At 68.9% G+C, this 26315-nt stretch carries 23 protein-coding genes; 13 read left to right on the top strand and 10 right to left on the bottom strand.

Annotated features, from left to right (window positions below; genetic code table 11):
- Window positions 1–23 precede the first annotated feature (23 nt).
- The gene (locus A4F85_RS23275) at window positions 24–1718 is read right to left on the bottom strand and encodes an acyl-CoA dehydrogenase family protein (RefSeq protein ID WP_063327821.1); all 1695 of its coding nucleotides are present in this window, start codon (window positions 1716–1718) and stop codon (window positions 24–26) included.
- 45 nt (window positions 1719–1763) lie between these two features.
- Here A4F85_RS23275 and A4F85_RS23270 point away from each other — a divergent pair, with 45 nt between their 5' ends.
- On the top strand, window positions 1764–2417 hold the full coding sequence (locus A4F85_RS23270) for a TetR/AcrR family transcriptional regulator (RefSeq protein ID WP_013800023.1): 654 nt from the start codon (window positions 1764–1766) through the stop codon (window positions 2415–2417).
- A gap of 26 nt (window positions 2418–2443) precedes the next feature.
- Here the strand turns inward: A4F85_RS23270 and A4F85_RS23265 are convergent, their stop codons facing one another.
- From A4F85_RS23265 to A4F85_RS23255, 3 genes are all read right to left on the bottom strand, one after another.
- On the bottom strand, window positions 2444–3622 hold the full coding sequence (locus tag A4F85_RS23265) for a sensor histidine kinase (protein ID WP_043823338.1): 1179 nt from the start codon (window positions 3620–3622) through the stop codon (window positions 2444–2446).
- Entirely contained in the window at window positions 3607–4332 is a 726-nt protein-coding gene (locus A4F85_RS23260; protein WP_013800025.1) for a response regulator, read from the bottom strand. The genes A4F85_RS23265 and A4F85_RS23260 overlap by 16 nt, the downstream gene beginning before the upstream one ends.
- Window positions 4333–4465: 133 nt before the next feature.
- Complete coding sequence (locus tag A4F85_RS23255) at window positions 4466–5470, bottom strand: fimbrial protein (RefSeq protein WP_063327820.1); 1005 nt, start codon at window positions 5468–5470, stop codon at window positions 4466–4468.
- Between the two features lie 344 nt (window positions 5471–5814).
- On the opposite strand from A4F85_RS23255, the gene A4F85_RS23250 reads away from it, so the two are divergent.
- From A4F85_RS23250 to A4F85_RS23210, 9 genes are all read left to right on the top strand, one after another.
- A complete protein-coding gene (locus tag A4F85_RS23250; protein WP_063327819.1) occupies window positions 5815–7287 on the top strand; it encodes an efflux transporter outer membrane subunit in 1473 nt (490 codons plus the stop codon).
- Window positions 7284–8438, top strand: a complete 1155-nt coding sequence (locus tag A4F85_RS23245; RefSeq protein ID WP_012202065.1) for an ABC transporter permease — start codon at window positions 7284–7286, stop codon at window positions 8436–8438. The genes A4F85_RS23250 and A4F85_RS23245 overlap by 4 nt, the downstream gene beginning before the upstream one ends.
- Window positions 8439–8453: 15 nt before the next feature.
- Entirely contained in the window at window positions 8454–9212 is a 759-nt protein-coding gene (locus A4F85_RS23240; protein WP_013800028.1) for an ABC transporter ATP-binding protein, read from the top strand.
- Window positions 9209–10153 carry an HlyD family secretion protein gene (locus A4F85_RS23235; protein WP_034397595.1) on the top strand — a complete coding sequence of 315 codons (945 nt, stop codon included), beginning with the start codon at window positions 9209–9211 and terminating at the stop codon, window positions 10151–10153. Before A4F85_RS23240 ends, A4F85_RS23235 begins: the two co-directional genes overlap by 4 nt.
- Complete coding sequence (locus tag A4F85_RS23230; protein WP_013800030.1) at window positions 10146–10850, top strand: MtnX-like HAD-IB family phosphatase; 705 nt, start codon at window positions 10146–10148, stop codon at window positions 10848–10850. The genes A4F85_RS23235 and A4F85_RS23230 overlap by 8 nt, the downstream gene beginning before the upstream one ends.
- A 174-nt stretch (window positions 10851–11024) precedes the next feature.
- Window positions 11025–11972, top strand: coding sequence for an alpha/beta hydrolase (locus A4F85_RS23225; protein WP_013800031.1), 948 nt, complete (start codon window positions 11025–11027; stop codon window positions 11970–11972).
- Complete coding sequence (locus tag A4F85_RS23220; RefSeq protein WP_012202070.1) at window positions 11962–12330, top strand: EamA family transporter; 369 nt, start codon at window positions 11962–11964, stop codon at window positions 12328–12330. The genes A4F85_RS23225 and A4F85_RS23220 overlap by 11 nt, the downstream gene beginning before the upstream one ends.
- Before the next feature lies 1 nt (window position 12331).
- Window positions 12332–12826 (top strand): DMT family transporter, encoded by a 495-nt coding sequence (locus A4F85_RS23215; protein WP_012202071.1) that lies wholly within the window; start codon window positions 12332–12334, stop codon window positions 12824–12826.
- On the top strand, window positions 12819–14045 hold the full coding sequence (locus A4F85_RS23210) for a DegT/DnrJ/EryC1/StrS family aminotransferase (protein WP_063327818.1): 1227 nt from the start codon (window positions 12819–12821) through the stop codon (window positions 14043–14045). The genes A4F85_RS23215 and A4F85_RS23210 overlap by 8 nt, the downstream gene beginning before the upstream one ends.
- On the opposite strand, the gene A4F85_RS23205 is transcribed toward A4F85_RS23210, so the two are convergent.
- The 4 genes from A4F85_RS23205 to A4F85_RS23190 form a co-directional block, all read right to left on the bottom strand.
- Window positions 14008–15312 carry an SAM-dependent methyltransferase gene (locus A4F85_RS23205; protein WP_063327817.1) on the bottom strand — a complete coding sequence of 435 codons (1305 nt, stop codon included), beginning with the start codon at window positions 15310–15312 and terminating at the stop codon, window positions 14008–14010. The genes A4F85_RS23210 and A4F85_RS23205 overlap by 38 nt on opposite strands.
- 68 nt (window positions 15313–15380) lie before the next feature.
- Entirely contained in the window at window positions 15381–16292 is a 912-nt protein-coding gene (locus A4F85_RS23200) for an arginase family protein (protein WP_063327816.1), read from the bottom strand.
- A complete protein-coding gene (locus A4F85_RS23195) occupies window positions 16274–17347 on the bottom strand; it encodes a GNAT family N-acetyltransferase (protein WP_063327815.1) in 1074 nt (357 codons plus the stop codon). Before A4F85_RS23195 ends, A4F85_RS23200 begins: the two co-directional genes overlap by 19 nt.
- Before the next feature lie 7 nt (window positions 17348–17354).
- Window positions 17355–18728, bottom strand: coding sequence for an aspartate aminotransferase family protein (locus A4F85_RS23190; protein WP_034397609.1), 1374 nt, complete (start codon window positions 18726–18728; stop codon window positions 17355–17357).
- Between the two features lie 278 nt (window positions 18729–19006).
- Here A4F85_RS23190 and A4F85_RS23185 point away from each other — a divergent pair, with 278 nt between their 5' ends.
- The 3 genes from A4F85_RS23185 to A4F85_RS23175 all read left to right on the top strand — a co-directional run bounded on the left by A4F85_RS23185 (window position 19007) and on the right by A4F85_RS23175 (window position 22904).
- Window positions 19007–21427, top strand: a complete 2421-nt coding sequence (locus A4F85_RS23185; protein WP_063327814.1) for a TonB-dependent hemoglobin/transferrin/lactoferrin family receptor — start codon at window positions 19007–19009, stop codon at window positions 21425–21427.
- Window positions 21428–21599: 172 nt separating this feature from the next.
- Window positions 21600–22088 carry a hypothetical protein gene (locus A4F85_RS23180; protein ID WP_012202078.1) on the top strand — a complete coding sequence of 163 codons (489 nt, stop codon included), beginning with the start codon at window positions 21600–21602 and terminating at the stop codon, window positions 22086–22088.
- A 6-nt stretch (window positions 22089–22094) separates the two neighbouring features.
- Complete coding sequence (locus A4F85_RS23175; RefSeq protein WP_063327813.1) at window positions 22095–22904, top strand: DUF4198 domain-containing protein; 810 nt, start codon at window positions 22095–22097, stop codon at window positions 22902–22904.
- Window positions 22905–23004: 100 nt separating this feature from the next.
- Here the strand turns inward: A4F85_RS23175 and A4F85_RS23170 are convergent, their stop codons facing one another.
- Window positions 23005–24936 (bottom strand): RecQ family ATP-dependent DNA helicase, encoded by a 1932-nt coding sequence (locus tag A4F85_RS23170; RefSeq protein WP_063327812.1) that lies wholly within the window; start codon window positions 24934–24936, stop codon window positions 23005–23007.
- 220 nt (window positions 24937–25156) lie between these two features.
- Complete coding sequence (locus A4F85_RS23165; protein ID WP_063327811.1) at window positions 25157–26308, bottom strand: acyl-CoA dehydrogenase family protein; 1152 nt, start codon at window positions 26306–26308, stop codon at window positions 25157–25159.
- Window positions 26309–26315: the final 7 nt, after the last annotated feature.

Raw genomic sequence — 26315 nt, 5'->3', positions numbered from 1 at the left:
TGTGTGGTGGGCCGGCGGCCGCTTCAGGCGGGCAGCGCGCGCTGAAGGATGGCGGCGATGTCCAGGCCTGCCGGGTCGAAGGCGCCCGCCACCATGGCGCCCTGCTGCGCCCCCAGGCGCGTGGCGATGAAGCCGTCGGCCATGGCGGGCGGCGCATGGCGGCGCAGCAGGCAGGCCTGGGCCAGCAGCACCAGGTCCTGCACCAGGCGGCGTGCCTGGGCCTCGAGCTGGTCAGGCGGGCCGGACAGGCGCCGTGCCAGCGATTGCGCCTGCTGCAGCAGCGCGGGCTCGCCCGCTGCCGTGTCGATCAGGTCCTGCAGCAGCAGCTGTGCGCCTTCGGGCTCGCGCGAGATGGCACGCAGCACGTCCAGGCACATGACGTTGCCCGAGCCTTCCCAGATCGAGTTCACGGGCGCCTCGCGGAACAGGCGCGCCATCACGCCCGTGTCCACGTAGCCGTTGCCGCCCAGCACCTCCATGGCCTCGCCCGTCAGCTCCACGCCGCGCTTGCAGACCCAGAACTTGGCCGCTGGCGTCATGATGCGTTTCCAGGCGCGCTCCAGCGGATCACCCTCGTCGCCTCCACGCTCATAGGCCTGGGCCAGGCGCATGGCGATCTGCAGCGCGGCCTCGCTTTCCAGCGCCAGGTCGGCCAGTACGGTGCGCATCAGCGGCTGCTCGGCCAGCAGCTTGCCGAAGACGCTGCGCCGGCGCGCATAGGCCAGGGCCTGCACCGTGGCCGAGCGCAGGATGGCGGCGCTGCCCAGCACGCAGTTCAGGCGGGTGTAGGTGGCCATCTCGATGATGGTGGGAATGCCCCGGCCTTCCTCGCCCATCAGGATGCCCCAGGCGTCCTCGAACTCCACTTCGCTGCTGGAGTTGCTGCGGTTGCCCACCTTGTCCTTCAGGCGCTGCACGCGCACGGCATTCCTGCTGCCGTCCGGGCGCCAGCGCGGTACGTAGAAGCAGGCCTGCCCACCGCCTTCCCCCATGCGCGCCACCACCAGGTGGGCATCGCACATGGGTGCCGAGAAGAACCACTTGTGGCCGCGCAGCAGGTACTCGCCGCCACGCCCGCCGGCGTGCACCGGCATGGCCACCGTCGTGTTGGCGCGCACGTCGGAGCCGCCCTGCTTCTCGGTCATGCCCATGCCCAGCCACATCGATGCCTTGTCGGCCACGGGCAGGTCGCGCGGATCGTATTCGTGGCTGAACAGCTTGCCCTGCAGCTGCTGCCACAGCGCCGGTTCCTTTTGCAGCAGCGGGATGGCGGCCGTGGTCATGGTGGCCGGGCACAGCGTGCCCTGTTCGACCTGGCCGTGCAGGTAAAAACCTGCGGCCCAGGCGCTCCAGCGGCCCGCGCTGCTGTCCTCGAAGGGCAGGGAGATCAGCCCCTGCTGCCGGTATAGTCCCAGCAGCGTGTGCCAGCTCGGGTGGAACTCCACGGCATCGATGATGCGGCCGCGCGCGTCGAAGCGGTGCAGCTCGGGCGTGTGGCGGTTGGCCTGCTCGGCCAGCTCCCAGGTGGCGCGTTCGCCCAGCTGCTGCGCATAGCGCGACAGCGAAGGAATGTGGCGCGCAGCGCCGTTGCGCTGAAGGGCCTCGGCCAGGGCAGGGTCGGCCTCCAGCAGGTTGAAGTCGGTGAGTTCGTCGACCTGGTTCAGGACGTCGTGCGTGTTCCAGGTGTGCCCTGTCTGCAATGTCTGGCCGGTGCTCATGCGTGTCTCCGTGATCGTTGGTCTCAACGCAAAAGTCTAGGAAAAATGCCCAGCAAAGGTGTTCGGGTTTCACGGCAGCAGCCGCAGCCGCCCAAAGTGCGGCGCCGCCCCCTGCAATCGCGCGCGCAGGCCACGTCGCAGGCGCTGCAGGACGCCTTTGTTCGGCTTGTGATCGAGCAGGGCTACGAGCGCACCACGGTGCGCGAGGTGGCCGCCGTGGCCGGCGTGGGCCTGGGCACCTTCTATGAATACTTCGGCAACATGGACACGCTGGCGGCCATGTGCATCCACCGCCAGGTGCAGGCCCTGCACGCCCAGGGACTGCAGACGCTGCAGGACAGTGCCGGCATGCCGCTGGCCACGCGCGTGGACCGCCTGCTGGACACCCTGGTCGACGGCATTGCGCGCGAGGCGCCGATGTGGGCCGCGCTGTTCATGCTGGAGCGCAAGGTGTCCGCGCCCGAGCCCTTCCGCCGTCACTACCAGGCCTATGTACAGCTGTGGGGCACGGCATTGCAGGACTGCGATCCGCCGCTGCCCGCGCCGGCCCAGCCCCTGGCACGGCTGCTGCACACGCTGACCTATGGCTGGGTGTCGCAATCGCTGCTGGCGCTGGGGCCGCAGCAGACGCTGCAGCAGCTGCGCGCGCCGCTGGGCTGGGCCATCCATGCGCTGCTGCGCGAGGCGCAGGCTGCGTAGTCCCTCGGGGCCCAGGGGCCCGAGACTCAGACGCGCGGAAAGCGCAGCGTGAAGCGGGCGCCGCCCTGCTCGGAGTCGTCGGCCTCCACGCTGCCGCCCTGGGAGACGGTCAGTGCCTTGACGATGGACAGGCCCAGGCCCGAGCCCTCGCGGCGGCGCTTGCCGGGCACCTGGGCAAAGCGCTGGAAGGGGTGGGAGCGCAGCTCGCTGGGCAGGCCGGGACCGGCATCGCTGATGCGCAGCACGGCCCAGGCACGGCCTTCGATATCGGATTCCACCGTCAGCGCCACGCCCAGCCATGCGCCGCTGGCCGCATGGCGGATGGCGTTGCTGACGAGGTTGGAGAGGATCTGGCGCATGCGGTCGGCGTCGGCACGGATGTCGGCCATGCCAATGTCACTGGGCGCGGGCAGGTGCATCTCCAGCTGCATGCCATGCTGCAGGAGCTGGGGGTGCAGGTGGTCCAGCGTCTCGGCCACGAGTTCGGCCAGGTCCAGGCGCTGCTTTTGCAGCGACAGCTGGCCGGCATCGGCCATGGACAGCGTGTGCAGGTCGCCGACCAGCCGGCCCAGGTGCTCGACCTGGAACAGCAGCGTGTTCAGCTCGGTGTCGTCTGCGGCGATGACGCCGTCGCAGATGGCATGCAGGCGCGCCTGCAGCACGGTCAGCGGCGTGCGCAGCTCGTGCGAGATCGAGGCCGCCGTGGCGCGGCGCTCGGCCTCCAGCGTCTCCAGCGAATCGATCATGCGGTTGAAGGCCACCACCATCTCGGCCATCTCGCCATGGGCCTTGCCGGGCAGGGCGCGCGCGCTGAAGTCGCCCAGCTCCACGCGCTTGGCCACCTCGACCATGGACGCCAGGGGCCGCGTCACCAGGCGCGAGACCCAGAAGCCCACGGCCAGCCCGAAGGGCAGGCACACCAGCAGGCCGATGACCAGGGACCATTTCTCGCCGAACAGCAGATCGCCCGTCCAGTACTGGCCGTAGATCTGCATGGCGCGCGGGCTGTCTTCCAGCGACTGGGCGTTGAGTTCGTCCAGCTCGATCTGCACGGCCGGCGGCAGGCTGCTGTAGAAGTCGCGGTACTGGATCTCGGAGAACACCAGCACGCCGATGGCCAGCAGGGCAATGGTGCTGAGCACGGTGGCCGTGATCCACAGGCCGAAGCGCACCCAGATGCGGTTGGGCCTCAGTCCCAGGGCCATAGCCGGTAGCCAATGCCGCGCACGGTCTCGATCAGGCCTTCCTGGCCGGCCAGCTGCAGCTTGCGGCGCAGCTTGGACAGATGGGAGTCGATGACGCGCTCCAGCGCATCGCTCTCGGGCAGGCAGTGCTCGATCAGGTGGGAGCGCGAGAAGCAGCGCCGGGGCTGGGCCGCCAGGCAGGCCAGCAGGCGGAATTCGGTCAGCGTCAGGGGCAGCGGCAGGGCGCGGCCCTCGTTGTCGTAGACCACGGCGCTGTGTGCCTCGGAGTCGATCTCGATGGGGCCCACGCGGATGGGCGCGGGCGCCGGGTTCTTGCGTGCCTGGGTGCGGCGCAGCACGGCGCGCACGCGGGCCACGACCTCGGGCGGATTGAAGGGCTTGACCACGTAGTCGTCGGCGCCCAGGCGCAGGGCCAGCAGCTTGTCCACATCATCGGCCAGGGCCGTGACCATGATCACGGGCGTCTGGCTGTCATCGCGGATGGCGCGCAGCACGTCGATGCCATCCATGCCGGGAAGGTGGATGTCCAGCAGCACCAGGTCGGGCCGCAGCAGGCGGAACAGCTGCAGCGCCTCCTGGCCGTCCGAGGCCATGCGCGAACGCAGCCCGTCCCGCTCGAGATAGGCCGTCAGGATGCTGGCGATGGCGGGCTCGTCTTCGACGACGAGCACGAGGGGGGTGGTTGCCGTTGGCTGTGCTGTGGAGTTCATGGGAAAGCTGGCAGGGCCAGGCGCACATTATGGTGCGATGCCCTGCGTGCCGCCGCCCCTCCATATTGGCTCCACGAAGTCTGCAATCGCGCGCAAGGCTGGCGCTGTTCATTTCCTGCGGACCCATCAGCGGCTATTGGTAGCTCATCGTGAAGGTCGCCCGGCCATAGGCCATGCCAGGTGTCACGCTGCCGGCCGTCTGCACCAGGCGCGCGCTCAGCGGAATCTTCAGGCTGTTCTGCCCCTGTGCGACCTGGCCCGCATTCCATTGGTTGGCATTGCCCAGGCTGCCGGAGTCGGGGCCGAAGCTCACGGGCACGTTGTTTCTCAGTACCTGTATGCCGACACCCCGGGCCTTGGAATTTTGGGCCAGTGTCAGCGTGCTCGATCGGTTGGTGGCCTGGGTGGCATCCGTCAGCGTGATGAAGGCGGTCAGGCGTGTATTGGCTTCGCCTCCCGCACAGGTCAACTCGATGCTGAAGTCCTTGGCTGCCGTGACGGACCCGATTCCCTTGAAATCGGCGAACGGGGCGGGGGCCATGGTCACGTCGATCTTGCCCGTGGACACCCGGCAGGTCGGCGGCCTGGGGCGGCTGCTGACGTTGACGGTGATGCCACTCGAAAAGAATACCGTGGCCAGCAAGTCACGGGCATTGCTGGTCCCTGAGTAGATTCGTGCGAAGCTGCCATTCAGGGAACCGCCAGATGTGAGTTCTCCGGTTTTCACGAGCTCGAGGGTCATGTTGTTGCTTGGCAGTGAATGGAATATGCCCTGTTTCAGCATGGACCCTGAATAAGGCGCGGCTCTTTCCCACGTGATTCTCATGCCCAGGTTGGGAATGGCGGTGGAATATATTCCACCGCTTTCCGTTCCAATGCCTTCTATGTAATAAAAATCATTGTCGCAAGAAATGTGGTAGCTGCCGGCTCCGGTATTTTGTAAATTCATTGTCCTGGAATAGACAACGCTGCCAATCGGATAATTTTCATTGACGATGGTGGGGGTGTTGGCTGAACCCGGAAACTGGGCATTCCAACCCTGGGAGGAACAACGGGCCCAGGATGAAATAGGGGCCATACAAAAAATCAAGAGGAGAGGCGTGGCCAATGCATGGCGCAAGATGGCTGTGAAAGACATGCTGTGAACTCCAGCCTGGAAGATATGGATCAATGCCTTGGGACAGGTGGCATAGGGCGCGATATCCGGCCAATGTACTGACCTGCATGCGGCATTGGAATTGGAGCGTTCTGAAAATAAACTCGGAATCATCCGAGTCTGCGGTGATCGGGCGGTCCGCAACTGGCTCTCGCCCGGGTTGGGGCAGAGAGGCTCCCGCAAGGCGCTGCGCTCTCCATGTTTCCTCCATAAAGCCTGCAACCTCGCGCAAGCTTGGCCGCGTCCAATGGCTATCCGGGGACATGGTTCCCTGGCCTCGTTTTCCCGGTCCTCCCCTCGATCATCCCCTCCCGCCTGTCCATCCCGTGAACCACGCCGCCGCGACGCATCGCCTCTCCAGCCTGTGCCTGGGCGCCGCCCTGGCGCTGGCCGGTTGCTCCTCGCCGCCTCCGGCGCAGCTTGACGGCTCGGTGCCCACGCAGTGGACGCAGCCCCTGCCCGCCGCCGCGCCGGGTGCACCTGGCTCGGCCGCAGCGCCCGACCTGCAGGGCTGGTGGAAGGCCTGGGGCGACGAATCCCTCAACACCCTGGTCGAGGAGGCGCTGGCCGCCAACCTCGACCTGTCCCAGGCCCAGTCGCGCCTGCGCCAGCAACGGCTGCTGGCCGGCACGGCCGGCTCGGCCTTCCGGCCCGTGTTCACGGCCGGTGCGCGCACGCTGCAGGACATTGCGGCCATCGACTCGTATTTCCACGCCAGCATCGACGTGAGCTGGGACCTGGGCCTGTTCGGCGCCCGCGAGGCCGGCGAGCGCAATGCCGCCGCCTCCGTGCTTGACGCACGGGGCCGCCTGCAGGCGGCCCGCGTGGCCCTGGTGGCCGATGTGGTCCACCGCTATCTGGACATCCGCATGGCCCAGCGCCAGCGCGCCCTGATCGACGAACAGGCACTGCTGGATGCGCGTGCCCTGCAACTGGCCCAGGTGCGCCAGCAGCAGCGCCTGGGCACGGCCGAGGCCGTGCACCAGCTGCAACTGCAGGCCGGCCAGAGCGCCGCCTTGCGTGCCAGCCTGCGCGAAACCCAGGCCCGCAGCGCCCACATGCTGGCCGCCTTGCTGGGCCGCACGCGGCCCGATGCCCAGTGGCTGCAGGCCGATGCCAAGGCCCCGCTGCCCGGTGCCCAGGCACTGGGCGTGGCCGCCCTGCCGGCCGACCTGCTGCGCACGCGCCCCGACATCCAGGTGGCGCAGGCCGCCGTGGAACGCGCGGCGGCCGAGCAGGGCATTGCGCATGCGGCGCTGTATCCGCGCTTCGTGATCGGCGGCTCGCTGCTGTACTCGTTCAACATCACCCAGAACCTGCGTACCACGCAGGACAACGCACCCACCTTCGGGCCGCAGATCGACATTCCCCTGTTCGACTGGGGCCGCCGCCGCTCCCAGGCCGACGCCAGCGAGCTGGCGCTGCAGGCCGCCGTCCAGGCCTACCGCCAGAGCGTGCTCGACGGCGTGGCCGAGGTCGAGTCCGCACTGGCCGCGCTGGACGCCCAGCGCGAGCGCATCGCCTCGCTGCAGTCCACCCAGCAGGTGCTGGCCGAGCGCGAGCGCGTGCAGGACCAGCGCCTGAAGCTGGGCCTGGACAGCGAATTCGGCGGCCTGGCGCCCCGGCGCGCCGCGCTGCAGGCGCGCAGCGAGCAGACCACGGCCCTGGCTGCCCATGCGCTGGCCTACGTGGCGCTGTACAAGGCCCTGGGCGGCGCGCCGCTGCCGGCCGAGGACCAGGACGCTGCCGACAGCGGCATGGCTCCACTGGCTCCGCTCGCACAAGGAGCGCCCTCATGATCGCCCTGGCACGCAAGACGCTGGTGCACGAGTGGCGCCGCTTCATTCCCTCCGTCTTCGCCGTGGGCTTCTCCGGCGTGCTGCTGGCCATGCAGGCCGCGCTGGTGCTGGGCATCTTCGGATCGGCCGCGCTGTATGTGACGGCTTCCTCGGCCGACCTGTGGATCGGCTACCCGGGCACGCAGAGCGTGAACTTCGGCCGCACCATCGGCCGCGACGTGGACATGCGCCTGCGCATGGACCCCGATGTCGCGGCGGTCGAGCCCTATGTCTGGGTGGACGGCGACTGGCGCTCGGACTCGGCGGCCGGTGGCGCGGCCAGCGAGCACGGCGGCGGCGTGTCGGTCTACCTGTCGGGCATTGCCACCGATGACGCCTCCATGCTGTTTTCCCACGTGCTCCAGCCCTGGCAGCGCCAGCGCCTGCGCGAGACCGGCGCCGTGATCGTGGACCGGGCCGACCTGCAGACCCTGGGCACCAGCGAAGGCGGCGTGGCCTGGGTCAACAACCACCGCGTGCAGGTGGTGGCGGCCGTGGACGGCCTGCGTGGCCTGGGCGGCGTGAACGTATTGGCCTCGCTGGCCACGGCCCGCGAGATTGCGGGCGACCCCGGCCAGGGCAGCACCTATTTCGTGGCGCGCGTGCGCCCGGGCGCCTCGGCCAAGGCCGTGAAGCAGCGCCTGAACCAGCCCACACCCAGCTTCGGCCCCTACGAGGCCTGGACGGCCAGGGAATTCGCGCGGCGCTCGCAGCGCTACTGGATGTTCGACACGGGCGCCGGCGCGGGCGTGCTGTTCATGGCCGTCATCGTCTGCCTGGTGGGCTCGGTGGTCACCAGCCAGTCGCTCAAGGCCGTGGTGGCCGCTTCCTCGCGCGAGTACGCCGTGCTCAACGCGCTGGGCGTGAGCCGCGCGGCACTGGGCCGCGTGGTGGTCGAGCAGGCCTGCTGGATCGGCGGTCTGGGCTTTGTGATGGCCGCGCTGGCCAGCGCCGTATTGCTGGCCCTGGCCATGGCCTACCGCGTGCCCGTGGCGCTGAACGCATCGGCCGTGCTGGCCTGCGCCGTGCTGGTGGCCGTGCTGTCCCTGCTGTCGGGCCTGGGCGCCATGCGCAGCCTGCTACGGGCCGACCCGGCCACGCTGCTGCGCTGAAGACGGCCAGACCCCATGAACGTGATGAATGCCCACTCTCCCGCGCCCACGGCGGCGCCCCGCACGGCACCCAGCCTGGAGGCCGTGCGCCTGTGCAAGTCCTTCCTGTCGGGCATGGTCAGCGTGCAGGTGCTGCAAGGCCTGTCCGTGTCGCTGTACCCGAGCGAGCTGAGCCTGATCTCCGGGCCCTCGGGCTGCGGCAAGAGCACGCTGCTGTCGCTGATGTCGGGCCTGCAGGCGCCCGACAGCGGCCACGCCATGGCGCTGGGCGAGGACCTGGGCAAGCTGGGCACGCGGGCGCTGGAGAAATTCCGCCTGCGCCACACGGGCTTCGTCTTCCAGGGCTTCAACCTGTTCCCGGCGCTGACGGCCATCGAGCAGGTGCAGCTGCCCCTGGGCTACATGGGCCTGCGCAGCGACGAGGCCCTGCGCCGCGCGCAGCAGGCGCTGGACGAGGTCGGCCTGTCCCACCGCGCCCACATGCGCCCGGCCGAACTGTCGGGCGGCGAAAAGCAGCGCGTGGCCATCGCGCGCGCCATGGCCAAGGCGCCGCAGCTGCTGTTTGCCGACGAACCCACGAGTGCGCTGGATGCCGAAAGCGGCCAGCGCGTCATCGACATCCTGCACCGCGCGGCGCGCAACCATGGCACGACCGTGCTGTGCGTGAGCCATGACCCGCGCCTGGTGCGCCATGCCGACCGCGTGCTCGGCATGGAGGACGGCGCCATCCGCAGCGACTGGCGCCAGACCTCCCCGTTGAAGGAAAAAGAATGAAGTACCCCCTGAGCGGCCTTGCCGCGTCCACTGCCGGTCTGGCTGCGGCGCTGGCCGCCGCCGCGCTGCTGGCGGGCTGCGGTCCTTCGCACGATGCGCCTGCCAATGCCGGCCAGGCCAGCGCCAAGGCGCAGCAAAACGGCCCGGCGGCCGTGGCCGTGGCGCGCGGCAAGATCGAGGTGGAAGGCGGCCTGCTGGACCTGTCGCCCGCCGTGGCCGGCGTGGTGCAGCAGCTGTCCGTCAAGGAAGGCCAGTCCGTGCAGCGCGGCCAGTTGCTGCTGAGGCTGGCCGACGATACGGGCCAGGCCGACCTGGCCGTGGCCGAGTCCGAGGCCCAGCTGGCCAAGGCCCGCCAGAAGGCACGCGCCGCGCGCCTGCCCCAGCTCAAGCAGACCCTGTCTCGCTGGCAGGCCGCAGCGCGCGAGGGCGCCGCCGATGCGCAGAACGTGGACGAGGCCGCGCAGGCGCTGCGCGATGCCCAGGCCGAGATCGACGTGGCCGCAGCCGAGGCCCAGGTGGCACAGCGCAAGCTCGAACAATTGCGCGCCCAGCACAAGCGCCAGGAACTGCGCGCGCCCGAGGCCGGCACCGTGGTGCGCCTGGCCACCCACGCGGGCAGCCAGGCCGTGCCCGGCACGCCGGCCGTGGTGCTGCTGCCGCAGCGCCCGCTGCAGGTGCGCGCCGAAATCAACGAAAGCTTCGCCGCCGCCGTGCGCGAAGGCATGCGGGCCACGGTGACGCTGGACGCCGATGGCGCCGCACAGCAGCAGTTGCCCTCGGCACGCGTGCTGCGCATCAGCCCCGTCTATGGCACGGCGCGGCTGCAGGACGACCAGCAGCGCGGGCCGGTGCGTGTCATCGAGTGCGTGCTGGTCTTCGAGCAAGCTCCCGCCGCCGCCGTGCGCGTGGGTCAAAACGTAAGGGTGCAGTTTCATGAATAAGCGCATTCCCCTGTATCTGGACACCGCCGCCCCCGGCTGGATGGTGCAAAGCGACTTCGACGGCACGATCAGCCTGCTGGACGTGACCGACACCCTGCTCAACCGCTTCGGCAAGCCCGGTTGGCAGGAACTGGAAGACGCCTGGGAGCGCGGCGAGATCGGCTCGCGCGAATGCATGAAGGGCCAGGTCGCGCTGCTGGACATGGACGAGGCCGAGCTGCGCGCCCATCTGGACACCATCGAGATCGACCCCGGCTTTGCCGGCTTCGTGGCGGCCGCCCAGGCCCACGGCATGGTGGTGCAGGTGGTCAGCGACGGCATCGACTACGCCATACGCCATGTGCTGGAGCGCCATGGCCTGGGCCATCTGCAGGTCATCGCCAACCGCCTGGTGCAGACCGGCGAGCGCAGCTGGCGCCTGGACTCTCCCTGGGCCAGCGCGCAGTGCGCGCGCGCCAGCGGCAACTGCAAGTGCGAGCGCCTCGCCGAGCAGCAGGCCCTGCACGGCCGCGTGCTCTACGTGGGCGACAGCACCTCGGACTTCTGCGTCTCGGGCCGGGCCGACTTCGTGCTGGCCAAGTACAAGCTCATCGCCCACTGCGAAAGCCGGGGCATCGCCCATGCGCCCTTCGAGCATTTCGAGCAGGCCACGGCCCTGCTCGACAAGGTGGTCCTGGGCCTGGAGGCGCTGGCATGACATACCACCCCCTGAGTCGCTTCGCGCCTTCCCGTTGCACGGCGCCCCCCAAGGGGGACGATACCTTCGGTGCGGGGCGGCGCGGCCGGCCAAGGCCCTTCCTCGGTGTCTCTGGCTTCAGGGCACGCCAGTTTCACGGTCAGAGGGCGACGCGCAGCGTCATGGAAAATTGACATGAATTTGAGTGATGGGCTCTCCTTGGTTCAGCACAGCGAGCAGGCTGCTGCCACGGGGCTGGACAGCATCTGCGTGACCGAGCATGAATTCGTCATGCCCGGCACGGGCGCGGCCGCGCGCACCGGCGTGCTGCTGGTGCACGGGCTCACGGGCACGCCGGCCGAGATGCGCCTGCTGGCCAAGGGGCTGAACAAGCAGGGCTTCACCGTCTATGCGGTCCAGCTGGCCGGCCATTGCGGCAGCATGGAAGATCTCGTGGACACGCGCTGGACCGACTGGCTGGCCAGCGTGGAGGCCGGGCTGCAGCGACTGTCGCAGCACATGGACCATGTGGTGGTCGGCGGCCTGTCCATGGGCGCCGTGCTCTCCCTGGCCGTGGCCCAGCGCCACCCCGACAAGGTGGACGGCGTCTGCGCCCTGTCCACCACCTTCCGCTACGACGGCTGGAGCATTCCCTTCTACACGCGCCTGGCCTTCCTGCTGCCGCTGTTCCGCGCGCTGGGCATTGGCCGCCACAGCGTGTTCATGGAGCAGCCGCCCTACGGCATCAAGGACGAGGCCCTGCGCGCGCGCGTGGTCGAGCAAATGCATTCGGGCGACAGCGCGGCGGCCGGCCTGCCGGGCAATCCCTGGTGGTCCATCATCGAGCTGCGCCGCCTCTCGGCCCATGTGCTGGCGCGACTGCCCCAGCTGCGCTCGCCCTGCCTGGTCATCCATGCGCGCAACGACGACATCTCGTCGGTGGCCAACGCCCATGACATCGTGCATGGCGCCAGCCAGGCCCATGTCGAGCTGGTGCTGCTGGACAACAGCTACCACATGGTCACCATTGACCGCGACCGCCGAACCGTGATCGCGCGCACCACTGAATTCGTGGCGCGCATCGCCAGCGGTGCCGCCCCCCGCGAGGTGCGGGCTGCGGAGGCCGCGCGGCATGGGCAGTGATCTCTCGCCGCTGGTCATCACGCTGTGGGTGCTGAACGTGCTGGTGGACAGCGGGGGCCAGCTGGCCTTCAAGGCCGCCGCCAGCCAGCCCGGTGACCTCGACGGCCTGGCGCGCTGGCGCTTCATGGCCTCCAGGCCCTGGCTGTGGCTGGGCGTGGGCTGCTACGTGGCCGAGTTCGTGCTGTGGCTGGCCTTTCTCTCGCTGGTGCCGCTGTCCGAAGGCGTGCTGCTGGGCTCCATCAACATCGTGGCCATCATGATCGCGGGCCGGCTGCTGTTTGCCGAGAAGCTGGCACCCATGCGGGTCGCCGGAATTGTCCTCGTGTCCATAGGCGTCGCCATCGTGGGCCTCCATTGAAATGAAGCGCTTTTATTTCATCGGCTTTCTGGTGCTCATGGCCTTCGACACGCTGGCCCAGCTGAGCTTCAAGCAGGCCGGCAATGCGGCGCTGCCGCTGGAGTTCTCCACGGCCTGGCTGGCGCGCGTGTTCGGCCAGCCCTGGATCTATGGCGCCTTCGTGGGCTACATCGGCGCCTTTTTCTCGTGGATGACCTTGCTCAAGCGCGCGCCCATCGGCCCGGCCTTTGCGGCATCGCACCTGGAGATTCTTTCCGTGCTGGCGCTGTCGTACTGGCTGTTCGACGAGCGCATAGGCATGCCCCAGATCATCGGCTGCCTGTTCATCGTGGCCGGCATCGCCTGCCTGGCCGTCAGCGAGACGCAGGAGGCCGAGGGGCCCGGCGCAGACGATGACACGCCGGGCCATGCGGGCGGCAACCCGGGCGCGGGTTCGGCCAGCGCGGGCGCCGCGCATCTGGCGGCCTCGGCCGAGCACGGCACGCACCGTGGCTGAACGCGTGCTGCCGCCCACGGCGGGCCTGCCGCTGCGCGCGGCCGACCTGCTGCCCTGGGGCGATGCGGACCTGGCGACGGCGCTGGCGCAGTGGCTGGGCGTGCCCGCCGTGCAGCTTGAATGCTCGGGCACCTCGGCGCTGATGGTGGCGCTGCAGACCCTGCGCCGCCTGGCGCCGGGCCGCAGCGAAGTCATCGCCCCCGCCTATACCTGCCCGCTGGTGGCCCTGGCCGTGGCGCACTGCGGCCTGCAACTGCGCCTGTGCGATCTGCATCCCGACACGCTGGACATGGACCCCACGCGCCTGCGCGCCCTGTGCAGCGAACGCACCCTGGCCGTGCTGCCCACGCATCTGTGCGGCCGCGTGGCCGACGTGGCCACGGCCGTGGACTGCGCGCGCGCCGTGGGCGCCTGGGTGGTGGAGGACGCGGCCCAGGCCCTGGGCGCGCGCCTGCGCGGCGAGCCCGTGGGCTGGCAGGGCGATGTGGGCTTCTACAGCCTGGCCGTGGGCAAGGGCCTGACCACCTTCGAGGGCGGCGTGCTGCTGGCGCGCGACCCCGCGCTGCGCGAGGCACTGCGCGAGACACATGCGGCCAGCGTGCGCCAGGACCGGGGCTGGGAGTTGCGCCGCAGCCTGGAGCTGTTGGGCTATGCGGCGCTGTACCGCCCCGCCGGGCTGGACCTGGCCTATGGCCGTCCCCTGCGCGAGGCGCTGTCGCGCAGCGACTGGGTGCAGGCCGCCGGCGATGATTTCGACGACGCCATTGCCCGCCATGAACTGGGCGCCTGGCGCCGCCGCGTGGGCCGGCGCGCGCTGGCGCGGCTGGCGGATTTCCAGCAGCAACTGCAGCGCCAGGCCCGTGAGCGCGGCGCCTGGCTGTCGGCCATCGATGGGGTCGAGGTGGTGGGTGACACCGTGCCGGGTGCGCAAGGCGTCTGGCCCGTGCTGCTGCTGCGCCTGCGCGATGCAGCCACGCGCGATGCGCTGCTGCGCGCGCAGTGGGGGCGGGGCTGGGGTCTGTCGCTGCCCTTCGTCCATGTGCTGCCCGACTATGGCCGCTACGACCATGTGCTGGGCCTGGCGCGCCAGGACGTGGTGGACCAGGGGCGCGACTGGGCACGGCGCCTGGTGGCCGTGGGCAACAGCCTGTGGTTCGACGACGCGCGCTTCGAGGCCTTGCTCAGTCTGCTGGAGAGGCCGCACGCCGCGCCTGGCTGACGGCTGCGGCCTGCGTGGCGCCGGGCGGTGGCTCGCGCCCGCGCAGGGCCTGGCTGCGTTCGGCGACATAGTCGCGCGTGAGCGGAACCGCTTCCTGGCGGCGTGCCAGCTGCACCTGGAAAATGGCGATGTCCTGGTAGCGGAAGGCGGCTTCCGACATGGACAGATAGAACTCCCACATGCGGCAAAAGCGCTCGTCGTAGAGCGCGGCAGCCTCGCCGCGGCGCGCCATGAAGCGCTCGCGCCACAGCCGCAGAGTGCGCGCATAGTGCAGGCGCAGCACTTCGATATCGGTGACCACCAGGCCGCTGCGTTCGATGGCCGGCGTGAACTCCGACAGGGACGGAATGTGGCCGCCCGGGAAGATGTAGCGTTCTATCCAGGGATTGTTGAAGTCGGGCACATCGCTGTTGCCGATGAAGTGCAGCAGCATCACGCCATCGTCGGACAGCAGCTCCCGGCACTGGCGGAAGAAGGCGTCGTGAAAACGCGTGCCCACATGCTCGAACATGCCCACCGAGACGATGCGGTCGAAGGTGCCGCGCGTGTCGCGGTAGTCTTCCAGGCGGTAGCTGAGGCGGTCTGCGCACGGAGACTGGCCGGCACGCTGGCGGGCGCCCGCCAGCTGCTCGCCGGACAGCGTCACGCCCGTCACATGGCCCGCGCCAGCCACCTCGGCCAGGTAGCGCGACAGTCCGCCCCAGCCGCAGCCTATGTCCAGCACGCGGTGGCCGGGCTCCACGAGCAGCTTGGCGGCGATGTGGCGCATCTTGGCCCGCTGGGCCTGCTCCAGGCTTTCGTCGCCATGCTCGAAGTAGGCGCAGGAGTACTGGCGCTCGCCATCCAGAAAGAGCCGATACAGCCGGTCGTCGAGGTCATAGTGGTGCGCCACGTTGGCGCGCGCCTTGCCGCGGCGGTTGTGCTGCAGCAGCGGGCGCAGCCGCATGCGCCAGGCATCGAGCAGCCGAACGCTGGCCGGCACGGGCAGGTTGCGCGCGTTGCGCAGCACGAGCTCCAGCACGTCGTAGATGCTGCCCCGCTCCACCACCAGGCGCTGCTGCATGAACATCTCGCCAAGGTTCAGGTCCGGGTCGCGCATCAGGGCCCACAGCGCGCGCCTGTCCGTGAAGCGGATGCGTGCCTGCGGCTGGCCGCCATCGCCGAAGGCCAGCATGCGCCCCCAGGGCAGGCAGATTTCGAGCAGTCCCTTGCGCACCAGGGGTGTGAAACTGCGCTGCAGCAGTCTTTCGGTCAGCCGGTCGATCATGGGGTTGCCTCCTGTCTTGCGGTCGGCCGCGGTGCGCGGACGTGGGGGATGCGGGGTGTGAACGGATCCTAGGGGCTGGTGCAGGTCTGGATGTATTCGACCAGCCGTTCGTTGAAGGCATGCTGGCCCAGCTGCCAGGTGGCCAGCGTCTGCGCGTCGATCTGCGTGTCCTGGCCGTCTCCGGCGCTCATCCAGCGCTTCCACCAGGTCGTGTAGCGCCAGGAGGACACATCGCCCGTGATGTCGCTGCCCACGATCTGGCCGGCCAGCGCGCCGATGATGTCCAGGGCCTCGCCTTCCTGCATGCGGCCCTGGTCCCAGTTGGTGCGCACCACCTCGGGCGCGAACACGTCCTTGTCGATGCTCAGGTAGGTGGGCTGGGCCTGCTCGCGCAGCATGCGCGCCAGCGTGCGCGACAGGTCGGCCACGCTGGCAAAGCCGTGAAAGGCGGCATCCACGCCCAGGCGGCGCGCCCAGCCCGTGTCCACGCCCGCGCTCCAGTAGCTCAGGCGGCCGGCGCGCAGCGGCGTGAGGTAGTTCTCCCAGGCGTGCGCGCGGCCGATGTCGCCGGAGGTGATGCCGGCCACATGCACATGCGAGACGGCCGGATGCAGGGCCACGCGCCGCACCCAGGAGCCGCAGTGCACGCCCCAGGGAAAGCGCATGTTGTCCGGGTGGTTGTCGAGCACGACCACGCGCAGCGGCCGGCCCGCGGACAGGGCCTGGGCGGTGATGCAGCGCTCGATCAGCGGCCAGCTCAGGTGGTGGAAGTCGCCACTGCCCATGAGGGCCGTGCCATGCGCGGCGGGCAGTTGCGCGTCGAGTGCCGCGCGGAACTGCGCAAAGCGGCGCAGGCCGCAGCCAAAGCGCACCTGCTCCTGCCAGTCCTGCAGCGGCAGGCGCAGCTCGCCGGGCAGGGTCCCCACCGAGCCATCCACATCCAGCACGACCGGCTGGGCATTCAGTTCTGTTCGCTCCATTGGCGATCGCTTTCGAAGTGGCCGGCAAAGCGCCGGCCCAGTGCGCGCAGCAGCGGATTGCGGATGAAGACCGCATGCTGCGTGAAGGTGAAGCTGGCGCCCAGCTGGGCCTTGACCTCGGGGTCGGTCCAGCCGGCCACGTAGTGGCTCAGGCCGCGTTCGATGGCGTATTCAAGGTTGACCATCCAGCTCACGAAGTAGAGATTGGCCTCGCGCGCGGCCGGGTAGGACAGGCCGATGTACTTGTCGATCAGCTTGCCGCCGTGCTCGAAGCACAGGTTCCAGCCCAGCAGCGCGCCGGGCGTGCCGTCGTCCTGCAGCGCGCGGTACTCGAACACGGTGCCGCCGTTGCCTGCATCGCGCAGCAGGGCCGCGAAGAAATCGCGCGTGAGCCTGTCGAAGTGGATCTCGCTTTGCGCATACACCGCATCGAACAGCGCGTAGTAGGCATCGACGCAGGCGTCATCGGCAAAGGCCGCGCCCGTGGGAATGCGCTGCACCTGCAGCTGCGCGCGGCTCCTGAGCTTGCGGCGCAGGTTCTGGCGGCGGCTTTTGGACAGGCGCGCAAGGTATTCGTCCAGGCTGGAGAAGTCGATGGGCACATGGGCCAGGGCCTGGCCCTCGACCAGGATGAAGCCCGCATCGGCCAGCGCCTGCGCCAGCGCCCGTGCGTGGGCGTTGTCGGCGTCCGGCAGCAGCGGTGAATCCTGGGGCAGGTCCTTGACGATGGTCAGCATGCGCCGGCCTGCGCGCGCACGCAGCGCGGCAGCCTGCTGGGCGGCAGGGATGCCGATGGGCAGCACGGCGTACTCGCTGACCGTGGTGCCCACGAAGTCGGTGGACAGGCGCAGCCGGCGCGACAGCCAGCCGCCACCGGGCAACGACAAAAGACGCGCCTTGAGCGCGTCGTCCGCCGTGGTCAGAAGATCGAAGGGCGCCGTGAAGGCCGGCGCCGGCCAGTCCTGCAGCAGTGCGAAGCCCTCGGGAGGATGGGCCGCGAACTGCGCGAGCAGGCCTGGGGGTTCGAGTTGGTTGTGCAGGCGCTCTGCGGGCATCGCGCCTTCAGGCCGCCTTGGCTTTCGTGAGCAACTGGTCCAGCAGGACCATGGCTTCGTCGATCTCGGGGCGCGAGATCATCAGCGAGGGCGCGAAGGTGATCACGTTCTTGTAGTAGCCGCCCACGTCCAGCACCAGGCCGCGTTTCTGGCCCTGGTATTCCAGGCCGCCTTCGAGGCCGATGTCCACCATCTTGTCCAGCAGCGCCTTGTTGGGCGTGAAGCCGTCTTCGGTGCAGATCTCGGCGCGCAGCGCCAGGCCCAGGCCGTCCACGTCGCCGATTTCCTTGTGGCGCTTTTGCAGCTCCTTGAGGCCTTCGAGGAAGTAGGCGCCCGATTCGCGCACCTGGCGGCCGAAGTCCATCTCGTGGGTCATCTTCATGACTTCCAGGCCCAGGGCCGTGCCCAGCGGGTTGGAGGCGAAGGTGGAGTGGGTCGATCCCGGCGGGAAGATGGTGGGGTTGATCAGCTCCTCGCGCGCCCACAGGCCCGACAGGGCGTTGAGGCCGTTGGTCAGCGCCTTGGCGAAGACCAGCACGTCGGGCTTGACGCCGAAGTTCTCCACCGACCACAGCGTGCCGGTGCGCCAGAAGCCCATCTGGATTTCATCGACCACCATCAGCACGCCGTGGTCGTCCAGCACCTTCTTGAGGCCCTTGAAGAAGTTGGGCGGCGGCACGACGTAGCCGCCCGTGCCCTGGATGGGTTCGACGTAGAAGGCCGCGTACTCGCACTGGTTGGTCTTGGGGTCCCAGATGGCGTGGTATTCGTTCTCGAACTTGCGCGCGAATTCCCGGACGATGGAGTCCGCGTATTCCTCGGACGTCATGCCCTTGGGGCGGCGGAACGGGTAGGGGAAGGGGATGAACTGCGCGCGGTCGCCGAAGTGGCCGTAGCGGCGGCGGTAGCGGTAGCTGGAGGTGATGCTGGAGGCGCCCAGCGTGCGGCCGTGGTAGCCGCCCTCGAAGGCGAACATCAGGCTCTTGCCGCCGCTGGCATTGCGCACGACCTTGAGCGAGTCCTCGATGGCCTGGGCGCCGCCCACGTTGAAGTGCACGCGGCCGGCATGGCCCCACTTGCGCTCCGCATCCTGGGCGATGAACTTGGCCAGTTCGATCTTGGTGGGGTGCAGGTACTGGCTGGCGACCTGGGGCAGGGTCTGCAGCTGCTCGATCATCTTCTGCTCGAGGCGCTTGTTCTTGTAGCCGAAGTTCACGGCCGAATACCACATCTGCAGATCAAGGTAGGGCGTGCCGGCCTCGTCGTACATGTAGCTGCCTTCGCACCCCGAGAAGATCTTGGGCGGGTTGACGTAGTGGACGGTATCCCCGAACGAGCAGTACTTGGCTTCGTCGGCCAGAAGTTGGGCGTTATTGATCACAGCAAAGGGCTCCAGATATTCAGCCGCCGCAGTGTGAGCGGGCAATCTTGCTGCGCTGTCGAGTCTTTGTGTGGGGTTTGTGGAGGAGGCCCGCGCGGAGCCTGGATCAGCCCCTGTGACGTAAATGAGACAAAACAAATGATAATCATTATCAATTGATGGGAGAATCGCGGAAAGCCAGCAGGAACAATCACACACGGGGGGAGCAATGGTCTCGCAAGAGCACTCCGCGGACAGGTCGGCAGCTAGCCAGCAACCCTCTTTCCCCGATTCCCGCCATGGCTGTGTCTTCGCGTTCGTCTTTCCTCTCCCTCTCCTGCAATCCCTCGCGCACGCCGGTATTGCGGCACAGCCTGCTGGCCGTGGCCGTGCAGGCCGCCGTGATCGGTCTGGCCTCGCCCGGCGCCTGGGCACAGACGCAGACGCAGACGCAGACGCATGTGCAGACTGCGGACGATGAGGCCCGGCTGATGGCACAGGCTCCCACCAAGGCGCTGGCCCAGGTCGATGTGGTCGATGCAGCCGAGCCCGTGCAGCGCACGCCCGGCGCCTCCACCACCGTCAGCGGCCCGGCGCTGGAGCAGGCCGGCAGCATGGCCGATGTGGTGCGCTACCAGCCCCTGGTCTCCGCGCCGGGCACGGCCTCGGGCACCAGCCGCAACCGCAGCAGCTTCGACCGCTCGGGCACCACGGGCTACAACATCCGCGGCATCGAGGGCAACCGCATCGGCATGGATGTGGACGGCGTCGAGATGCCCGACGCCACCACGCGCCCCTATGTGAGCCGTGTCGGCGCCAACACCTTTGGCGTGGGCCGCGACTTCATCGACCCCGAGATGTTCTCGGCCGTGGACATCCTCTCCGGCACCACCACGGCGCGGCGCGCGGCCGGTGGCATCGGCGGCTCGGTGGGCTTTCGCACCAAGTCCGCCGAGGACTACCTGGTGGGCGGCAAGACCTCCTACCTGGGCGGCAAGATCGGCCACGACACGGCCGACCGCTCCTGGAACGAGAGCTTCACGGCCGCTGGCCGCTCGGGCGACCTCGACGGCCTGATCGCCTACTCGCGCCGCGACGGCCACGAGACGCGCAACCACAGCGCCATCGTCAACAGCTATCCCGACGACTGGAACTCCAACGCGCTGCTGCTCAAGGGCGGCCTGCGCATCAACCCGGCCCACCGCCTGGTGCTGTCGGCCGACCTGTACCGCCGCAAGAACGACACCTCCTTCCACGGCTGGGACACCACCAACACCAGCATCACCGAAAGCTCACGCCAGAACAGCGACACCAGTCGCAACACGCTGCAGCTGCAGCACCTGTGGACACCGACTGGCGCCTGGGTGGACCAGCTGGACACGCGGCTGTACTTCCAGAACACGGACACCAACGACGTCACCGACACCACCACGCTGGCCACGGGCGCCAAGGTGCACAACGTCTCCGGCAATGAGACGCGCACCTGGGGTTTCTCGAGCACGGGCGACAAGCGCGTCGACCGCCACCGCCTGAGCTTTGGCGTCAATGCCTCGACCCAGGACACGGAGCGTCCCTGGGCCGTGTCCGGCAACATGAAGCCCCAGCCCGACACCACCACCCGCCGCTACGGCGCCTTCCTGCAGGACGAGATCAGCTTCCAGGCCGGTGGCCGCCGCCTGGCGCTGATTCCCGCGCTGCGCGTGGACCGCGTGGAGATCAAGACACGCGACCTGGACAACTTCGTCTCGGGCGTGCTCACGGCCGCCGATGTCCAGAAGCTCTACGGCGGCACGCGTGGCAACACCATCCTCAGCCCCAGCCTGGCCCTGGTCTATGACCTCACGCCCACGTTCAGCGCCTATGCCCAGTTCAAGCGCAGCGGGCGCGCGCCCTCGGCCGGCGAGATCTTCGGCTCGTGGAACATGGCCAGCAACTACAACACCGGCAACCAGTACGCGCTGGTCGGCAACCCCAACCTGAAGGAGGAAAGCAGCAATGCCTTCGACTTCGGCCTCAAGGGGTCGCCCACGCCGGGCGTGACCTTCAACAGCTCGGTCTTCTATACCAAGTACTCCGACTTCATCGCCTACACGCGCTACCTGCGCGCGGGCCGTCCCGACCTGTTCGTCAACGTGCCCGCCCACATCGGCACCATCTACCAGGCTGAGAACCGCGACAGCGCAAAGATCTACGGCTTCGAGGCCAGCGCGCGCCTGGACCACGGCCAGTGGATGCCCGCCGCCAGGGGCCTGTACTCCACCTGGGCGCTGGGCATCAGCCGCGGCACCTCCAAGTCCTACTACGCAGGCGACAAGGATGTGCCGCTGGACAGCGTGCTGCCGCGCAAGGCCATCGTCGGCGTGGGCTATGACGCACCGGCCCGGCAATGGGGCCTGAACCTGACCGGCACTTTCGTCGCGGGCAAGCAGGCCGTGGCCACCAACCGCGACAGCTACCAGAACGCGGGCACCGGCCTGACCGACTCGACCACCGAGCTGTTCCGCGTGCCCGGCTATGCCATCTTCGACCTGGCCGGCTACTGGCAGGTCGCAAAGAACGTGCGCCTGAACGCAGGCATCTACAACCTGGGCGACAAGCGCTACTGGGACTATTCCAGCACCCGCAGCCTGCAGCCCGGCGTGGCGCGCGACCGCCGCGACATCGAGCTGCTGAGCAACCCGGGCCGCACCTTCGCCGTGTCCATGAACGTTGCGTTCTGAGCGCCCTGCGCACCATGCCATTGCATCCACGCCACCTTCACTTGCCGCGTGGCGCGGATCCGAGGAGTTTCTCCAGGGGCCGGCCGGCCTTCCCTACAGCGGCGGTGTCGGCCGGAAAGCCTCCACCACCATCGCAGCCGCCGCTGTATCTGCCTACTTCAGGAGTCGTTTCATGATCGAGTTCTCTCTGTCCCACCGCATGCTGGCCGCTGCCGGCCTGGCGGCCCTGCTCACCGCCTGCGCATCGCCCACGGCACCGTCCGCCAGCGGCCCGGCCCAGCCTGCGGGCGGGCATGGCCAGTCTGCCTTCATGGGCAGCTACGACGCCAACCGTGATGGCGTGGTCACGCGCCAGGAGTACGACACCGTGCGCAAGCAGCGCTTCCTGGCCGGCGACACCAATGGCGACGGCTGGCTCAGCGAGAAGGAGTACGTGGACGAGTTCGAGGCCCGCCTCAAGCAGCAGTACGCGGGCCGCCAGCCCGACGAGCGCTATGCCCAGTCCATGAAGCAGGCCCATGTGCGCTTCGGCATCGTGGACAGGAACCGCGACGGCAAATACACCGTGGAAGAAGACATGGCCATCGCCGAACGCAGCTTCAAGGAAGCCGACGTCAATGCCGATGGCGTCGTGGACAAGAACGACGTCAAGAAGCCCTGAGCGGACATGGCCAAAACCCCATCCAAGCGATTGGCCTGGTGGCTGCCGCTGCTGTCGGCCGTGTGCATCTCCGCCCAGGCCCACACGCCCTACCTGCTGCCCACCAGCTTCGAGGCTTCGCCCCGGGCCGTCATCAGCGTGGACGCCAGCTTTGCCGACAAGTTCTTCATCCCCGAAGTGGCTTTTGGCGAAACGCGCTTCACCGTGACGGCGCCCGACGGCTCGGTCACGCCCGTGGCCGATGTGCGCCAGTTCAAGACCCGCACCGTGGCCGAGCACCAACTGTCCGACGAGAAAGGCACCTACCGCGTGAGCACCGGCCCGCGCCTGGGCGCCGTCTTCCGTTCGTGGGAGCGCAACGGCAAGGTGGAGACGGCGCGTGATCCCGCCACGCCCACGCCGGCCGATGCCAGGCTGCTGAGCCACTACCAGTCGCTGTCGGTCTCCGAGACCTACATCACGGTGGGCAAGCCCAGCCGGGCCGCGCTCGCGCCCTCAGGCAAGGGCCTGGAGATCGTGCCCGTCACGCATCCCGCCGACCTGTTCGCGGGCGAGAAGTTCGACTTCACCGTGCAATACGACGGCAAGCCGCTGGCCGCGCAGAAGGTGGAAATCTTCCGCTCGGCCATGGACCTGGCCAGCCAGCACAGCGTGGATGCACTGACCACCGATGGCGAGGGCCGCATCTCCTACGCCCTGCCCAAGTCCGGCATCTACCTGGCCCTGGTGCGCTACCGCGCCGACGCCCCCGCCGGCGCCGCCGCGCCGCAGTACGGCAACAACTACACGCTGACCTTCAGGGTGCTGGCGCAGTAAGGGGTTCCGGTTTCACGAAAAAGGCCTGACGCCATGGAGGTGCAGGCCTTTTCTCATGGTTGAGCCCAGCCCCAAGCGATGTGCATGAGGGCTATGCGCGTCAACCCGTGGCCACCACCCGCAGCACCTCGGCGCCGTAGGCGTCGAGCTTCTTGGCACCCATGCCGCTGATGCCCTGCAGGTCGTCCAGCGAAGCCGGGTTGCGTTCGGCAATGGCCGCCAGCGTGGCGTCGTGGAAGATCACATAGGCCGGCAGGTTGTGCTCGCGCGCGACCTCGGCGCGCCAGGCCTTGAGATTGATGAAGCGCACCTGGGCGTCGGGCCCCAGGCTGGCGGCGGCCGCGTTGGGCTGGGTGGCGCGCTTGGAGGTGCGCGTGCGTGGCGCGGCCACGGCCTCGCGCAGCTGCACGGGGACATTGCCGCGCAGCACGTCGCGCGAGCCATCGGCCAGGCACAGGGTGTCGAAGCTGTGGCCGCTGTTCTCGCTGGTGATCTTGTGCAGGCCCAGGGCGCCGGTGGCCAGCAGCTGGCGCATCACGCCGCGCAGCTGGGGCTCGCTGTAGTCCTTGCCCAGGCCGAAGGTGGAGATCTTGTCGTGGCCGTACTGGCGCACCTTCTCGGTGTCCTTGCCGCGCAGCACGTCCATGATGTGGCCCGCGCCAAAGGTCAGCTGGCTGGCCTCGTGCACGCGGTAGATGGTGGACAGCAGCTTGCGCGCGGCGTCCGTGCCATCCCACAGGGCCGGGGGCTCCATGCAGTTGTCGCAGTTGCCGCAGGCGGTCTTTGCCACGCGCTGCAGAGGCCGGCCTTCAAGGTCCGTCTCTGCGTCTTCTCCCGGTGCGCCCAGGCCGTACTGCTCGCCGAAGTAGGCCAGCAGCCGCACGCGGCGGCAGTCCGTGGCCTCGGCCAGGCCCAGCAGGGCATCGAGCTTGCCGCGCATGACCTGCTTGAAGGTGTCCTCGGCCGGGCTTTCGTCGATCATGCGGCGCTGGTTGACCACGTCGGACAGGCCGTAGGCCATCCAGGCATCGGCGGGCAGCCCGTCGCGGCCTGCGCGGCCGGTTTCCTGGTAGTAGCCCTCGATGTTCTTGGGCATGTCCACATGGGCCACGAAGCGCACATCGGGCTTGTTGATGCCCATGCCGAAGGCGATGGTGGCGACGATGACGATGCCGTCCTCGCGCAGGAAGCGGTCCTGGTGCAACTGGCGCGTCTCGAAGGGCAGGCCCGCGTGGTAGGGCAGGGCGGGCACGCCGGCCTGGCTCAGCGTCTGGGCCAGCTCCTCCACGCGCTTGCGCGACTGGCAATAGACCACGCCGGCCTCGCCCTCGTGCTCGCGCTCGATGAAGCGCAGCAGCTGGTTGCTGACGTCCTTCTTCTCGGCGATGCGGTAGCGGATGTTGGGGCGGTCGAAGCTGCTGACGAAGTGCCGTGCGCTCTCCAGCTGCAGCCGCTCGACGATGTCGGCGCGCGTCAGCGCATCGGCCGTGGCCGTGAGCGCGATGCGCGGCACGCCCGCATAGCGTTCGTGCAGCACGCTCAGCGCGCGGTACTCGGGCCGGAAGTCATGGCCCCACTGGCTCACGCAGTGGGCCTCGTCGATGGCGAACAGCGACAGCTTGCCCTGGGCATGCAGGTCGTCGAGCAGGCCCAGGAAGCGCGGCGTGTTCAGGCGCTCGGGCGCGGCATACAGCAGGGTGATCTCGCCGCTTTGCAGGCGCCATTCGACTTCCTGCGTCTCGTCATAGGACAGCGTGGAGTTCAGGTAGGCGGCGCTGACACCGGCCTCGTGCAGCGCGCCGACCTGGTCGTGCATGAGCGCGATCAGCGGCGACACCACCACCGCCACGCCGTGGCCCTGCTGCTGGCGCACGATGGCCGGCACCTGGTAGCACAGCGACTTGCCGCCACCCGTGGGCATGAGCACCAGCGCATCGCCGCCGGCGACCACGTGCGAGACGATGGCTTCCTGCGGACCGCGGAATTGTTCGTAGCCGAACACGGCTTGCAGGACGGAATGCGCGGCGGACAACGGGGACTTCTTTCGGCAGAGGCGGCTGGCGCGGGAGGGAGCGGGATGCGGGCGCTTCCCGCAAAAAATGCGCTGCGGCCCGAAGGCCGCAACAGCCGCCATTTTGCGCCCCCTCGCAAGGTCCAGGGAAGACCTGGGGTTTGAACCGCTCTGCATCAACGGCCTTTTGCGGGCGCGAGGGTGCCATTTTCAGATTTCTCCTAGCCACCCGCTGCTGCATTCAGCTGCCGCCCAGCACCCCACGCGCAATGATGCTGCGCTGCACTTCGGACGAGCCTTCGTAGATGCGCAGGATGCGCGCATCGCGCACCAGGCGCTCCAGCGGCATTTCGCGCGTGTAGCCGTAGCCGCCGTGGATCTGCAGGGCTTCGTCGGTGACGAAGCCCACCATTTCGGACGCATGCAGCTTGGCCATGGCCGAGTGCTGGGTGAAGGGCTGGCCGGCCTGGCGCAAGGCCAGGGCCTGCATGGTCAGTGCCCACGATGCCTCCAGGCGCAGCTTCATGTCGGCCAGCTTCCACTGGATGCCCTGTTTCGTGGCCAGTGGCTCGCCGCCGACCAGGCGCTGATTGGCCCATTGCGCGGCGGCGGCCAGGGCGGCCTCGGCCACGCCCAGGGCGGTGGCCGCCACGTCCAGGCGGCTGTTGTCCAGCACCTTCATCGCCGTCTTGAAGCCTGTGCCCTCGGCGCCCAGCCGGTGGCTGGCGGGCACGCGCACGCCGTCCAGCGAGACCTCGAAGGCATGGCCGCCGCGGATGCCCATGAGTTTCTCGGGGGCCGAGATCTGGATGCCGGGCAGATCGCGCGGCACGATGAAGGCGCTGACGCCGCGCGCGCCGGCCTCCATGTCGGTCTTGGCGAAGACGACCATGAAGCGCGCCTCGGCGGCGTTGGAGATGAAGTGCTTGACGCCCGTGATCAGATAGTCGTCCCCATCGCGCACGGCGCGCGTGCGCATGTCGGCCGGGTGCGAGCCGCCGCGCGGCTCGGTCAGCGCAAAGGCGGCCAGCCATTGACCGCTGGCGCAGCGCGGCAGCCACTGCTGGCGCTGGGCGTCGTCGCCGCCGATGAGCACGGCGTCCGTGCCCAGGTAGTGGGCGCCGATCATGGACGAGGTGGCCGCGCAGGCGCGCGAGATGGCTACCAGGGACAGCAGCATGGCCGTGGGCGTGACGCCGGGGCCGCCCAGGGCCTCGGGCAGGTTCATGCCCATCACGCCCAGAGCCGACAGGCCCGGCACATGGCAGGTGGCGGACAGTGCCTCTTCGTCCATGCGCTGCGCCAGCGGGGCGAGTGCGTCGTCGGCAAAGCGGGCCACGGCATCGGCAATGGCGTGGTCGTCGGCGGTAGTGCCCAGTCGTTGGAAGTTCATGGAGGTT

The sequence above is a fragment of the Delftia sp. GW456-R20 genome (assembly GCF_001622915.1).
GTDB lineage: Bacteria > Pseudomonadota > Gammaproteobacteria > Burkholderiales > Burkholderiaceae_C > Comamonas > Comamonas acidovorans.
The sequence above is the reverse complement of the archived record's forward strand: the minus strand, read 5'-3'. Positions and strand labels throughout refer to the sequence as shown.

Coding starts and splice junctions, on each gene's coding strand:
- A4F85_RS23225 (WP_013800031.1), top strand. CDS start 11,025: ATGAATTTGAGTGATGGGCTCTCCTTGGTTCAGCACAGCGAGCAGGCT.
- A4F85_RS23200 (WP_063327816.1), bottom strand. CDS start 16,292: ATGGAGCGAACAGAACTGAATGCCCAGCCGGTCGTGCTGGATGTGGAT.
- A4F85_RS23185 (WP_063327814.1), top strand. CDS start 19,007: ATGGCTGTGTCTTCGCGTTCGTCTTTCCTCTCCCTCTCCTGCAATCCC.
- A4F85_RS23220 (WP_012202070.1), top strand. CDS start 11,962: ATGGGCAGTGATCTCTCGCCGCTGGTCATCACGCTGTGGGTGCTGAAC.
- A4F85_RS23265 (WP_043823338.1), bottom strand. CDS start 3,622: ATGGCCCTGGGACTGAGGCCCAACCGCATCTGGGTGCGCTTCGGCCTG.
- A4F85_RS23260 (WP_013800025.1), bottom strand. CDS start 4,332: ATGAACTCCACAGCACAGCCAACGGCAACCACCCCCCTCGTGCTCGTC.
- A4F85_RS23175 (WP_063327813.1), top strand. CDS start 22,095: ATGGCCAAAACCCCATCCAAGCGATTGGCCTGGTGGCTGCCGCTGCTG.
- A4F85_RS23240 (WP_013800028.1), top strand. CDS start 8,454: ATGAACGTGATGAATGCCCACTCTCCCGCGCCCACGGCGGCGCCCCGC.
- A4F85_RS23230 (WP_013800030.1), top strand. CDS start 10,146: ATGAATAAGCGCATTCCCCTGTATCTGGACACCGCCGCCCCCGGCTGG.
- A4F85_RS23165 (WP_063327811.1), bottom strand. CDS start 26,308: ATGAACTTCCAACGACTGGGCACTACCGCCGACGACCACGCCATTGCC.
- A4F85_RS23275 (WP_063327821.1), bottom strand. CDS start 1,718: ATGAGCACCGGCCAGACATTGCAGACAGGGCACACCTGGAACACGCAC.
- A4F85_RS23235 (WP_034397595.1), top strand. CDS start 9,209: ATGAAGTACCCCCTGAGCGGCCTTGCCGCGTCCACTGCCGGTCTGGCT.
- A4F85_RS23255 (WP_063327820.1), bottom strand. CDS start 5,470: ATGTCTTTCACAGCCATCTTGCGCCATGCATTGGCCACGCCTCTCCTC.
- A4F85_RS23245 (WP_012202065.1), top strand. CDS start 7,284: ATGATCGCCCTGGCACGCAAGACGCTGGTGCACGAGTGGCGCCGCTTC.
- A4F85_RS23180 (WP_012202078.1), top strand. CDS start 21,600: ATGATCGAGTTCTCTCTGTCCCACCGCATGCTGGCCGCTGCCGGCCTG.
- A4F85_RS23205 (WP_063327817.1), bottom strand. CDS start 15,312: ATGATCGACCGGCTGACCGAAAGACTGCTGCAGCGCAGTTTCACACCC.
- A4F85_RS23270 (WP_013800023.1), top strand. CDS start 1,764: ATGCCCAGCAAAGGTGTTCGGGTTTCACGGCAGCAGCCGCAGCCGCCC.
- A4F85_RS23215 (WP_012202071.1), top strand. CDS start 12,332: ATGAAGCGCTTTTATTTCATCGGCTTTCTGGTGCTCATGGCCTTCGAC.
- A4F85_RS23195 (WP_063327815.1), bottom strand. CDS start 17,347: ATGCCCGCAGAGCGCCTGCACAACCAACTCGAACCCCCAGGCCTGCTC.